Raw genomic sequence first — 13272 nt, forward strand, 5'->3', positions numbered from 1 at the left:
ATTATATCTCCCTTCCATTTCCTAAATCATCCAGAAGTAATTGGCCCAGTACATTAGCCATAATTTGGCCAGCCGTTTTAGGTGCCACTATTCCAGGCAATCCAGGTGCTAAAATAGCCTTTATTCCACGTTTTTCTGCATATCTGAAGTCTGTCCCGCCCGGTTTCGATGCTAAATCAATAATCAATGTTCTTGTTGGCATTTTTGAGATGATTACGGCTGTAATAATCTTATGAGGCACAGTATTTATACAAATATCAACATTTTCAACAACAGATTCCAATTCTGTTAATGGAAAAGGAGTCAAACCCATTTCCGTTATTCTGGCTATATGTTCTGATTTACGGGCACCCACACGAACTTTGGCTCCAAGTCCATGAAAAGCTCGGGCCACACTCATCCCGACTCTCCCCAATCCAAGGACTAGCACATTAGACCCATGAATCGTAAAATCTGTATGCTGAATAGCCATCATTATTGTCCCTTCAACGGTGGGAATGGAATTGTATATAGCTATATCATCCCGTTCAAATAATTGGACTAATTTACGATTTGTCTGTTTCGTTATATTGTTTAAGTAATCATTGCTAATACCCGAATAGATTGTACAATGTTCCGGTGTTTCTTTTAAAAAAGCTTCCGTGAGGATGATTTGTCTGTTTGAAAAAATAGTATCCAGCTTCCCATCCATATTTGTACCTGGAACAGGCAAAATAATGGCATCCAGCTCTTTAACAGGCAAATCTTCCAGACTTTCCTTAACTGCTCCCGTGTAAGCATGTGCTAATTGTTCAAAACCTGTTAAATACACCTTTGCATCCAACTCGGTTAATTTGCGAATCACTTCAAGCTGCCTGGCATCTCCACCGAGGACGGCAATATTCATTCCTGTGAGCATGGAAGATTTTCACCTTCTTTATTTTATAAAGATCAATTCATTCAATCTCATAATATGAAAAGAAGAAGGCATCGGTGATAAAAACCTGGACCAACAAAAAAAACGCACCTTGGCGTTTTTTAAGAATCCGTTATTGTATTTTCATTAGGAATATCTATGATGATCATATCCGTACCTATTGTTTGTATATGACTCCAGCGGACGCGTACTTCATTTCCATTTTTTCTGAATCCAAACCATTTACCCGATGGGATTAAAAGAGCGGTAATTTGACCGGATAATTCATCTATCTCAAGGTCTGTTTGGCCAAGTACCCCTAATCGTTCTGCTTTTTTAACATCCACAATCTCTTTGCCGCTTAATTCACTCAGCTTCATTTAGGCCACTCCTCTTTCATTTGCTTACTCTAAACTATATGAAGGGGTGGCATACTTTTAGAAGAGAAAGTTAATCCGGGTACTGCCTAATAATAAATAAAAAAGCAAGCCTGCTAATAATCCAATGGATTAAAAGAAGGCTTGCTTTTTTATTATTTATAAGTTCCACTCATCTTGCGGCCCAACTAAAGCCGCTGCATAGGAGTCAGTAAATATATCTTTGATGCAATCATTTACACTGTTAACAGAAACAGCATCAATCAATTCTACAATATCATCGAGGGAACGGTGTTTTCCCAGTAAGAGCTCATTTTTACCATTACGGCTCATTCGGCTGTTTGTGCTTTCTAAACTTAACATCAGACTGCCTTTCAGTTGCTCTTTGCAATTATCAAGTTCTTTGCCGGTAATCCCTTCATTGCGCAATTCATTAAGAGTGTCCTGAATCGTATTAAATAGCTCCTGGACCTGATTGGCACCAGTTCCGCCATAAATAACAACCACACCATTATCCTGATAGGAAGTATGGTAGGAATAGACACTGTAAGCAAGCCCCTTTTCTTCACGCACATTCTGGAATAAACGGCTGCTCATCGATCCGCCTAATACATTGTTAAGCGTTATTAAGCTGTAAATTTTTTCATTTCCTATATCATAACCGTTAAAACCAAGACATAGATGGGCTTGTTCGGTATCCTTTTTTCTAACAATCTTATTCGTATGGAAGGTTGGAATTTCCAATTCAGGCCGCGCTGTCCCGCCCTCATAACTTCCAAATAACTTTTCAACCTGTTTGATAAAACTCTCATCAACATTGCCTGCAACGGAGATAACGACCTTATCTGGAGTATAGTGATTATAAACATACTGTTTCAATGTCTCCGGGTTGATTGTATCCAGAATTTTTTCTGTGCCTAAGATTGGGTAACCAAGTGGATGTTTTTCAAAAACAGCCTGGCTCAGAATATCATGAACAATATCATCAGGTGTATCTTCATACATTTTGATTTCTTCACCAACAACATTTTTTTCTTTTTTTAGTTCCTCTTCGGCAAATGTGGAATTGAAGAACATATCCCCCAGAACATCCAAAGCATATGGCGCATGATCATCCAACACTTTGGCATAGTAGCACGTATATTCTTTAGATGTAAAAGCATTCACCTGACCGCCAATCCGATCAAATGATTCCGCTATTTCTTTCGCAGTTCGGGTAGTTGTCCCTTTAAAAAACATGTGCTCCAGAAAATGAGAAATGCCATTGTTTACTTGATCTTCATTTCTTGAACCAGTTTTGATCCAAACCCCGATTGCCACTGAACGAACAGTAGGGATGGTTTCCAAAACTATACGGACACCGTTTTGACATGTATATTTTTTTATCAACAAACGTTCCTCCTATTCATGATGTCCCCTTTTTCAAATATACCTAATATGTATACACTTTTAACAGCATAGAGAAATCTTTCCGGCCCTATATGGGTACAGGAAAGTCTTCAGGGGCTTACACGTTCTTCTTTGAATGCCTCACTTACAGGCACGATTTTATATTCCTTCTCAATCTTCTTAATTAATATATCCAAAGATTTTGATGTTGATTCTGTTGGGTGCATAAGAATAAGAGCACCTTTATGTATATGGTCTAGAACCCGTTTTGTCAGTACTTCTGGTGTTGGTTTTTTCCAATCCACTGTATCAACTGTCCAGAGAATAGTTTCCATACCAAGGCCGGCTGCCACTTGAACTGTCCGATCGTTATAACTCCCGCTCGGAGGTCCAAATAATGTCGGCGTATGACCCGTCACTTTTTGAATCACTCGGTTTGTTTCCTGGATTTCCTTTTCGGCAGCTGCAGCTGATAAATGTTGCATATTTGGATGAGTATATGAATGATTCCCCAGCTCATGCCCGGATGCTGCTATTTTTTTGGCAAGTTCAGGGTTGTTTTTTACCCATCGTCCTTCCATTACAAATGTAGCATGGATTTTAGACTTTTTCAAAGTGTCCAGCATTCCTGCAATAAATTCATTGCCCCAAGCAACATTAATGATAAACGATACGACAGGTTTATTTGGGTTTGCACGATAGATGGGTGAGGGTGACAAGTCTTTCAAATGGACTATCGGGCTGACTTCTTTGTAGACGAGTTGATTTTCCTGGAATTTCCCTTTAGGTTTCATCTTCTTATACGACTTCTCTATGTCTACCTGAATTCCATTGTACCCCGGAGTTTTCTTCCAGACCCGATCAATCACTGCATCAACAGGCTCCTGTTTGTATCTTTCAGCGGCCTGTTCAATTTGTTGGTAAAGTTCATCATTTGCATTTGTGACATAAGCAACCATTCCATTCGGAATGCTTGTCACATATTGGTTCATAAAAGGACTTTGCACCAACATCCATGATATAACGCAAATGGCACATAATGCAAGGAATTGGAACATTTTTTTATCCATAGCTTCTCCTCCTCACACAAAATGTATGAGTGGATAGGACAGGTTAGAACTATAGGGATTTATTAACAAAAATGAACATTGTTAAAAGACTAGGAAACCAATGTCTCCTAGCCGGCTCGTCATGCTTATTTTTGTTCTGCTTTTTCTTTTTCTTCTTTTATAACTGCTTTACGTGATAGGTTAACTCTTCCTTGTCGGTCAATTTCAGTAACCTTAACAAGAATTTCATCACCAATTTTCACGACGTCCTCTACTTTGCCAACACGTTCTTCTGCCAGTTCAGAAATATGGACAAGACCGTCTTTTCCTTTAAAGATCTCAACAAAGCATCCAAATTTCTCAATACGTTTCACCGTACCAAGGTAGATTTGGCCAACTTCAACTTCGCGAACTAAATCCTCAATAATCGCTTTTGCTTTTTCATTCATTGACTGATCAGTGGATGCGATATAGACCGTACCGTCTTGTTCGATATCGATTTTCACGCCGGTTTCTTCAATAATTTTATTGATTTGTTTTCCGCTTGGTCCAATAACATCTCTGATTTTATCAGGTTTAATAGCCATTGTTAAAATCTTAGGCGCATATTGAGAAAGTTCTTCACGAGGTTGGTTCAATGTGCTCGTTAGGTGATTCAAAATATGGTTTCTTCCTTTTTGAGCTTGCATTAAAGCTTCCTCTAGGATTTCACGAGTCAGACCAGCAATTTTTATATCCATTTGTAGTGCAGTTACACCTTTTGCGGTACCTGCTACTTTAAAGTCCATATCTCCCAGGTGATCTTCCATTCCTTGGATGTCTGAAAGAACGGTATAATGTTCTCCTTGCTTAATGAGACCCATTGCAATACCTGCTACCGGGGCTTTGATTGGAACTCCGGCATCCATCAATGCTAACGTACTGGCACAAATACTTGCCTGAGAGGTAGATCCATTTGATTCCAGCACTTCGGATACAAGGCGGATTGTATATGGAAAATCATTTTCATTAGGAATAACCGGTTCAAGTGCTCTTTCACCAAGTGCTCCGTGTCCGATTTCACGTCTGCCTGGTCCTCTGATTGGTCCTGTTTCTCCAACACTGAAATGCGGGAAATTATAATGGTGCATGAAGCGCTTAGACTCTTCAAGGCCAAGCCCGTCCAATATCTGAACATCTCCTAATGCACCCAGTGTAGCAATAGAAAGGGCTTGAGTTTGTCCACGAGTAAATAATCCGGAACCATGAGTACGAGGTAATAAGCCAACTTCAGAGGACAAAGGACGAATTTCTTCAGGATTTCTTCCATCAGGACGTACTTTTTCTTCTGTAATTAAACGGCGGACCTCATCTTTTACCAATTTACTCAAGATTTCATTTACTTGTTTGAGCGTCTCTTCATCCGCTTCTTTTTCTTCGTAAACAGCCTTGACTTTTTCTTTTACTACTTTAATCGCATCTTCACGAGCGTGTTTTTCTTGTACTTGCACAGCCGTGTGCAATTCTTCTAAACACATTGCTTTAATTTCTTCCATCAACTCAGCATTTAATTCATATAGAGTGATTTCACGTTTTTCTTTACCGACAGCTGCTACAATTTCATTTTGGAATGCAATCAATTTTTTGATTTCATCATGTCCAAACATGATTGCTTCCAGCATTGTTTCTTCAGGCACTTCCTGCGCTCCTGCTTCAACCATGTTAATGGCATCCATTGTCCCGGCAACTGTCAAATGAATGTCACTATTTTCAAGCTGTTCAATCGTTGGGTTAATAACAAATTTGCCATCAACTCGGCCAACAATTACACCGGCAATTGGTCCTTCAAATGGAATATCAGAAACACAAAGGGCCAGTGAAGATCCAAACATAGCTGCCATTTCCGTAGGACAGTTTTGGTCTACACTAAGAACCATGCTCACTACCTGTACATCATTACGGAATCCATCAGCAAATAATGGACGGATTGGACGGTCAATTAGACGGCTTGTCAGAACTGCCTTCTCACTTGGTCTTCCCTCACGTTTAATAAATCCACCAGGGATTTTTCCTACTGCGTATAATTTTTCCTCATAGCTCACTGTTAATGGGAAGAAATCTAAATTCTTTGGTTCCTTTGAAGCTACTGCTGTACTTAGAACGGCTGAATCGCCATAACGAATTAACGCAGCACCATTAGCCTGTTTCGCTAATTGGCCGATTTCTACCGTTAATGGACGTCCTGCCCAATCAAAAGAAAATGTGCGTTTTGTTTGCTCCATTTCTTCATTGCTCCTCTCTGCTTACAATAATCTTACAAAATTTATCCTGTTTCTCATCATTTTGACAAGATCTGTTGGATTTCAATCAAATTAATATTAGTATACTCCATAGTTGTCGAGTTAAAAAGCGACAATACCTTCTAACTTTTATGATCTCCTCTATGTATAACAAAAAAGCGGGAAAAATCCCGCTTTTTCTGAGTAGTTTATCGACGTAAACCAAGCTTGTTGATTAGTTCGCGATAACGTGTAACGTCTTTATTACGCAAATAAGTAAGTAAGTTACGACGTTTACCTACCATTTTTAAAAGACCGCGACGTGAGTGGTGGTCTTTCTTATGAGTGCGTAAGTGTTCGTTAAGTGTGTTGATTTGTTCAGTAAGGACAGCGATCTGAACTTCTGGAGAACCAGTATCGCTCTCATGAGTTTTGTACTCATTAATGATCTCATTTTTACGCTCTTGCGTTAATGCCATCCTAATTCACCTCCTAATTTTCAAATCCCCTCGTCCTGAGCGAGCGTTGGTGATGCGCTTAGCCAAGGAAAGGTTCTATTCATACGATAATTAGAATACTACGTTCCTGTAAAAAAAGCAAGTGCTTAGTTTTAACCAAAATATTCTATTGCGAATTTTTTATCATTTTTAAGCTGAGCAACCAGGCCGTCCACGGAACTAAATTTTTGTTCACTCCGAATACGTTTATGCCACTCGACAATGACTCTTTCTTTATAGATATCAGCTTCAAAATCTAACAAATGTACTTCTATAGTCGGTATTTCTTCTTTTTCCAAATGGAAAGTAGGTTTATAGCCTACATTACATATACCATTATACCAATTACCACGCACCTTCATACGTACGCAATAGACACCGGTCCCTGGAAGATAATAATCCGGATCAATCTTTATATTAGCAGTGGGAAAACCTAATAATCTTCCGCGTTTTTCCCCATCCACAACACTTCCTTTAACCGAGAAATGTCTGTTTAGTAATTGATTGATCGTTTCGGTATGACCGTTAATCAATTCTTCGCGAATTCGGGTTGAGCTAATTTTCTCTTCTCCAAGATCCTGTTTTGATACCGTTGTGACATCAAACTTATCTTTTGAATGAAGCGGCAGTGTTTGCATGGTACCTTTTCCATATTGCCCATAAGAATAATCGAAACCGGCAACCACATGTTTAATATTGAGTGATATTAAGTAATCATCGACAAATTGTTGTGGTGAAAGACGTGAAAAATCAGGCGTGAATTGGACAATAAAGAGATAATCCAATCCCATATTCTCCATTAAATCTATTTTATCCTGCAAAGGTGTTAAGAGCCTTACATGCTTGATATGTTTATTCAAAATGACAGATGGGTGGGGATCAAATGTCATCACTGCTGTCGCCAACCCTTTTTTTTCTCCAATTCGTTTAACCGTTTCAATCACCTTTTGATGGCCGATATGAACGCCATCAAAATAACCAAGAGCTGCTGCTATTGGCGGAAAGTCTCCCCAATGATAGTTATGGGGATGAGTAATATTGATTATTTTCATCTTTATTCCCCTCTGAATTCAATCTCCATAATCATTATCATACTATATAAATGGAATAACTTTAACCGGTTTACACATACCTTTTTTCTCAGGATGGTGCTGATAAACAGCCAATAGTTCATGTCGGTCATTAAATACGGCAAACGGACTTTCCATATTCCCTGCAGATAAATAGTCGGCTGTCATGACAGCACCGTTACAAACCTTTTCCGCAGCCTCTTTTGAGACTTCAATATATGGCAGATTGACAACACCATCTTCAACAGGTTTCAGTACTTCGTTAACGGTTCCCTCCTCCGCATGAACTGCCAGCTCCTCAAGTGTAATAGCATCGGTCAAGGTGAAAGATGCTGAACGCGATCTGACGAGCTTAGACATATGCGCAGGATAGCCTAATTGATCTCCTATCATACAGGAGAGGGTTCGGATATACGTTCCTTTACCACAGGCAACCCGAAAAGAAAAGGTAATGGAATCACCTTCAAATAGCTCTCTGTCGTCTAAGAGCTCAATTTCATAGATATTTACCTTACGTGACGGGATCTCCACTTCCTGTCCCTTTAAAGCATACTCATACAGTCTCTTTCCATTCACTTTGACAGCCGAGTAAATAGGCGGAGTCTGAACAATTGTTCCTGTAAGTGAGTTTAAAATACGGATAATTTCAGCACGTTTAATTATCCGCTCAATTTTTTTCTGATTTACTATATCACCAGAAGCATCTTCAGTGGTTGTTGACCAGCCAATAGTCACTTCACCTATGTATTCTTTACCAGCATCCGTTATGTACTCAGCTACCCTGGTTGCCTTTCCTAGACATATAGGTAATACTCCGGTCACATCCGGATCCAATGTTCCCGTATGTCCAACTTTTTTCATTCTCAGTATTTTCCTTACTTTGATAATACAGTCATGTGACGTATATCCTGCCGGTTTATTGAGAATCAGGATTCCATTTAACTGACTCATCGCTATCACCCTAGTTCTCCTAAAATTTTTAATATAAAAAGGGGATAGACATTACGTCTATCCTTACCTCTATTCTTCGTGTTTATCTTTATTTTCCTCATGAATTTGATGTAACAGATTATCGATTCTATTTCCATATTCAATGGACTCGTCAAATTCAAAAGAGATTTCCGGTGTTTTTCGCAGGCGAATACGTTGGCCCAGCTCAGAACGGATAAATCCTTTTGCTTTAGCAAGGCCTTTAAGGGTATCCTCTCTTTTCTCAGCATCACCGAGAACAGAAATATAAACTTTGGCCTGCTGAAGGTCACCAGTCACTTCAACGTCTGTTACAGTCACAAATCCTACTCGTGGATCTTTAATTTTCCTGCCAAGTATCTCACTTAGCTCTTTTTTCATTTGCTCTCCCACACGTGTAGATCTAAGGCTCATGTTTTTCACCTCTTTTTAAAGCCATTCTAGATTGGTTGAATTCCTTTCCAATTCTGGAAAGGAATCAAGAAATGCCAATGCCTTCTGCAGCTCCTTTTCAGCTGCAATTTTGGAAGAGGAGACAACCACAATGGCAATGACCGTATGTTGCCACCTATCCTGATAATCGACTTCAGCGACAGAGACATTAAATTTTTGTTTTAAACGCGTCATGACACGTTGCAGAACTGCCCTTTTTTCCTTTAGGGAGTGAGTATTTGGAATCAAACATTCACATTCTGCTGCTGCAATCATGCTCGTTTAATTTCCTCCATTACATATGCTTCGACAACATCGCCTTCTTTAATATCATTAAAGTTTTTGATAGTTATTCCGCACTCGTAACCCTGCGCTACTTCTTTCACATCATCCTTGAAGCGTTTAAGTGTATCCAGTTCACCTTCAAAGATTACAATGCCTTCACGAATCAGACGGATTCCACTGTTACGCGTAATCTTACCATCTGTTACATAACTTCCTGCAATGGTTCCTACTTTGGAAATTTTAATTGTTTGACGAACTTCAGCTTGACCGATTACTTTTTCCTCATATTCAGGATCTAGCATACCTTTCATCGCTGCTTCGATTTCTTCAATTGCTTTATAAATAATTCTGTGCAGACGTACATCTACTTTTTCAGCTTCAGCAGCACGTTTAGCATTGACATCCGGACGTACGTTGAATCCAATTACAATTGCATTGGAAGCAGTCGCTAAAATAATATCAGACTCAGTAATTGCACCAACGCCTGCGTGAATGATTTTAACTTTTACGCCTTCAACTTCAATTTTTTGCAAGGAAGCTGCTACCGCTTCAACAGAACCTTGAACATCACCTTTTACAATGATATTAATTTCTTTTACTTCACCTTGTTTTAATTGATCAAACAAGTTTTCAAGAGTTACACGTGAACTCTCATTACGTGAAGCTAAAATATGTTTTTGAGCACGCGCTTCCCCAACTTGACGGGCTGTTTTCTCATCTTCAAATACAACGAAGCGATCTCCTGCCTGAGGGACGTCGTTTAATCCAGTAATTTCGATTGGAGTGGAAGGACCCGCTTCTTTTATACGACGGCCTAAATCATTCACCATCGCACGTACTTTACCAAAAGTGTCCCCAACAACAATTGGATCTCCTATGCGCAGTGTTCCATTTTGTACAAGCAAAGTAGCTACAGATCCACGGCCTTTATCTAATTCCGCTTCAATAACTGTACCAATTGCTTTACGGGCAGGATTTGCCTTATATTCATTTACTTCGCTTACAAGTAAAATCATTTCAAGCAATGTTTCGATTCCTTCCCCTTTTTTCGCAGACATTGGTACAAAGATAGTATCCCCGCCCCACTCTTCAGGTACCAGGCCATTTTCAACCAATTCCTGTTTCACACGTTCAGGGTTAGCTCCTTCTTTATCCATCTTGTTAACTGCAACAATGATGGGTACTTCTGCTGCTTTAGCATGGTTAATTGCTTCTATTGTTTGTGGCATTACTCCATCATCAGCAGCTACCACGATAATTGTAATATCCGTTACTTGCGCACCACGTGCACGCATAGTTGTGAAAGCAGCATGTCCCGGGGTATCCAGGAATGTGATTTTCTTACCATCAACATCTACTTGATAAGCACCAATATGCTGCGTAATTCCGCCCGCTTCGCCTTCAGTAACTTTTGTATGTCGGATTGCATCCAGCAAAGTTGTTTTACCATGGTCGACGTGACCCATAATTGTAACTACAGCTGGTCTTTCTACTGTATTTTCATCTGGATTTTCATCATCCGCAATGACAGCTTCAAGATCTGTCACATCTATCTTAATGATTTCTTCTACTTCTACGCCATAATCAGCACAAATCAGTTCGATTGCATCTTTTTCCAATATTTGATTAATAGTTGCCATGACTCCAAGCATGAATAATTTCTTAATGATTTCACTTGGTTCACGGTGAAGTTTTTTACTTAACTCCTGTACAGACAGAGATTCAGTGAAAGTAATTTTCTCCGGTAATTCTCTTTCTTTTCTAGGTATCGGCTGATATGTTGATTTACTTTGATGACGTTGGTTATTTTTTCTATTTCGGTTATTTTTGAAGTTACCTCTTTTTTGATTATCTTGCACGCTTTTTTTCCCTTCATTTCCCTTAGTTGCCGGTTTATTCTTTGTATTTTGTTTTGTAACCTGATTGTCCTTTGTTCCAGTAACACCAGGTTTTGGTCTATCAGCGTTTTGAGCTGGCCTTGAAGTTTGCTGGCCACCTCTTTGCTGATTATTAGTTGCTTGATTTTTTTGTTGCCCGCTTATATTTCCTCGGTTTTGGTTCTGGTTCTGATTTTGACTAGTTCCAGCTTGATTGGTATTTGCAACTTTAGCGGTATCTGCTTTCTCTGATTTTGGATTAAACAGCTTTTCTAGTTTTTCTACTGCCTGTTCCTCAAGAGCCGTCATATGATTACTGACTTCGATACCCATGTCCTTAAGTTTATTAATTACCACTTTACTAGAAACATTGTTCTTCTTCGCATATTCATATACACGTACTTTACCCATTCCTTCACCCCCGAATTAGTTAATCGAGCAAGGAGATTAATTTCTTTGCAAACCCATCATCTTGTACAGCAACTACCACTCTTGATTCCTTTCCTATTGCTTCTCCAAGCATAGTACGGTTTTCAACCCTGATAATTGGTACATGGTAAAAATGACATTTGTCGGTGATTTTCTTTTCCGTATTTATAGAAGCATCTTTTGATAATAAAACTATTTTCGCTCGACGAGAGCGTATTTCTTTTATAACCAATTCTTCCCCGGAAATAACTTTTCTCGCTCGATATGCGAGTCCCAATAGGGACATCCATTTTTTTTGCATCATGGTTGTGATTTGTTCTCCTTAGTAGCCAGCATTAAAAGTTCTTCATATATGGAAGAATCTATATCTGCCTCCAGATGATTAGATAGGCTATTCTTCTTTTTGGCAGCTTTAATGGCTTCCTCAGAAAGGCTTAAGTAGGCTCCCCGGCCTGCTTTCTTACCGGTTGGATCTATGGAAACCTCGCCTTCCTTGGAGCGAACAATCCGGATCATTTCCTTTTTTGGTTTCATTTCACCGGTGCCGATACATTTTCTCAGCGGTACTTTCTTTCGGTTGTTCACCATCATCACCTCACCAATGGAATCATTCTTCTTTTTCATCATCGAGTCCAAATGTGAATCCTGTAAACTCGAGTTCTTCATCATCTTCATTATCAGCTAGGCGATTAACAGGATAGATCCCTGCTTCACGTGCATCTGTTTCACTCTTAATATCAATCTTCCACCCAGTAAGTTTAGCAGCCAGGCGAGCGTTTTGTCCACGTTTACCAATAGCTAAGGAAAGTTGATAATCAGGTACAATAACAGTGGTTGCTTTTTCTTCTTCTTTCACAATGACTTCAAGTACTTTTGAAGGACTTAAAGCATTGGCTACGAAAACAACCGGATCTTCTGACCATTTCACGATATCAATTTTCTCGCCTTTCAGTTCATTGACAATGGCTTGTACGCGTTGACCTTTAGGACCCACGCACGCACCTACCGGATCCACTTCAGAATTATCGGAGTGGACGGATATTTTAGAGCGGTCACCTGCTTCACGAGCCACAGATTTTATTTCTACTGTACCGTCAAAAATCTCAGGTACTTCCAGTTCAAACAATCTCTTTAGAAGGCCCGGATGAGTACGGGACACAAAAATTTGAGGTCCTTTTGATGTCTTTTCCACTTTTGTAAGAAACACTTTGTAGCGTTCATGTGGTTGATAAGACTCATTCGGCATTTGTTCATTGGCCGGAAGCAGTGCTTCTGTTTTGCCGAGAGCCACATAAATATATTTTGAATCACGACGTTGGACAATACCTGTCATAATATCTTCTTCGCGATCAATGAACTCATTGTACACAATGCCTCTTTCAGCTTCACGAACACGTTGTGTCACAACTTGTTTAGCTGTTTGTGCTGCGATACGGCCAAAGTTTTTTGGTGTAACTTCAAGTTCAAGGACATCTTCAACTTCATAGTTCGGATTGATACTTTTTGCTTCTTCCAATGAAATTTCAAGGCGGGAATCAAAAACTTCATCAACTATTTCTTTACGCGCAAATACTCGCATGGAACCATTTTCTAAATTAAAATCCACTCGTACATTTTGGGCTTGGTTGAAATTTCTCTTATAGGCTGATACAAGTGCTGCTTCAATAGCCTCTATAAGTACATCCCTGGAGATTCCCTTTTCCTTTTCTAAAATGGTCAGTGCATCGAGTAATTCATTACTCATT

Annotated in this window: 14 protein-coding genes; all 14 read right to left on the bottom strand. The window is 39.4% G+C overall.

The genetic code is table 11. From position 1 onward, the window contains the following. Position 1: 1 nt before the first annotated feature. On the bottom strand, positions 2-898 hold the full coding sequence (gene dpaA / locus AC4G3K_RS06745; protein WP_491132878.1) for a dipicolinic acid synthetase subunit A: 897 nt from the start codon (positions 896-898) through the stop codon (positions 2-4). Positions 899-1017: 119 nt separating this feature from the next. Next, positions 1018-1275 carry a YlmC/YmxH family sporulation protein gene (locus AC4G3K_RS06750; protein ID WP_491076937.1) on the bottom strand — a complete coding sequence of 86 codons (258 nt, stop codon included), beginning with the start codon at positions 1273-1275 and terminating at the stop codon, positions 1018-1020. Between the two features lie 156 nt (positions 1276-1431). Next, positions 1432-2661 (bottom strand): M16 family metallopeptidase, encoded by a 1230-nt coding sequence (locus tag AC4G3K_RS06755; RefSeq protein ID WP_491132879.1) that lies wholly within the window; start codon positions 2659-2661, stop codon positions 1432-1434. A gap of 110 nt (positions 2662-2771) precedes the next feature. Next, positions 2772-3731 carry a polysaccharide deacetylase family protein gene (locus AC4G3K_RS06760; RefSeq protein WP_491132880.1) on the bottom strand — a complete coding sequence of 320 codons (960 nt, stop codon included), beginning with the start codon at positions 3729-3731 and terminating at the stop codon, positions 2772-2774. Between the two features lie 125 nt (positions 3732-3856). Next, a complete protein-coding gene (gene pnp / locus AC4G3K_RS06765; protein WP_491076934.1) occupies positions 3857-5971 on the bottom strand; it encodes a polyribonucleotide nucleotidyltransferase in 2115 nt (704 codons plus the stop codon). 206 nt (positions 5972-6177) lie between these two features. Next, entirely contained in the window at positions 6178-6447 is a 270-nt protein-coding gene (gene rpsO, locus AC4G3K_RS06770) for a 30S ribosomal protein S15 (RefSeq protein WP_066100335.1), read from the bottom strand. Between the two features lie 131 nt (positions 6448-6578). Beyond that, on the bottom strand, positions 6579-7517 hold the full coding sequence (gene ribF / locus AC4G3K_RS06775) for a bifunctional riboflavin kinase/FAD synthetase (protein ID WP_491076933.1): 939 nt from the start codon (positions 7515-7517) through the stop codon (positions 6579-6581). A 42-nt stretch (positions 7518-7559) separates the two neighbouring features. Beyond that, positions 7560-8486, bottom strand: a complete 927-nt coding sequence (gene truB / locus AC4G3K_RS06780; protein ID WP_491076932.1) for a tRNA pseudouridine(55) synthase TruB — start codon at positions 8484-8486, stop codon at positions 7560-7562. Between the two features lie 69 nt (positions 8487-8555). Continuing rightward, positions 8556-8918, bottom strand: coding sequence for a 30S ribosome-binding factor RbfA (gene rbfA, locus AC4G3K_RS06785; protein ID WP_491076931.1), 363 nt, complete (start codon positions 8916-8918; stop codon positions 8556-8558). A gap of 15 nt (positions 8919-8933) precedes the next feature. Beyond that, positions 8934-9212 (bottom strand): DUF503 domain-containing protein, encoded by a 279-nt coding sequence (locus AC4G3K_RS06790; protein ID WP_491076930.1) that lies wholly within the window; start codon positions 9210-9212, stop codon positions 8934-8936. Continuing rightward, the gene (gene infB / locus AC4G3K_RS06795) at positions 9209-11509 is read right to left on the bottom strand and encodes a translation initiation factor IF-2 (protein WP_491076929.1); all 2301 of its coding nucleotides are present in this window, start codon (positions 11507-11509) and stop codon (positions 9209-9211) included. Before infB ends, AC4G3K_RS06790 begins: the two co-directional genes overlap by 4 nt. 19 nt (positions 11510-11528) lie before the next feature. Then, positions 11529-11831, bottom strand: a complete 303-nt coding sequence (locus tag AC4G3K_RS06800; RefSeq protein ID WP_491076928.1) for a YlxQ family RNA-binding protein — start codon at positions 11829-11831, stop codon at positions 11529-11531. Beyond that, the gene (rnpM, locus tag AC4G3K_RS06805) at positions 11828-12118 is read right to left on the bottom strand and encodes an RNase P modulator RnpM (RefSeq protein WP_491077192.1); all 291 of its coding nucleotides are present in this window, start codon (positions 12116-12118) and stop codon (positions 11828-11830) included. The genes AC4G3K_RS06800 and rnpM overlap by 4 nt, the downstream gene beginning before the upstream one ends. Positions 12119-12134: 16 nt before the next feature. Further along, complete coding sequence (gene nusA / locus AC4G3K_RS06810; protein ID WP_491132881.1) at positions 12135-13271, bottom strand: transcription termination factor NusA; 1137 nt, start codon at positions 13269-13271, stop codon at positions 12135-12137. Position 13272 lies beyond the last annotated feature (1 nt).

It is taken from the genome of Bacillus sp. z26, from assembly GCF_058313635.1.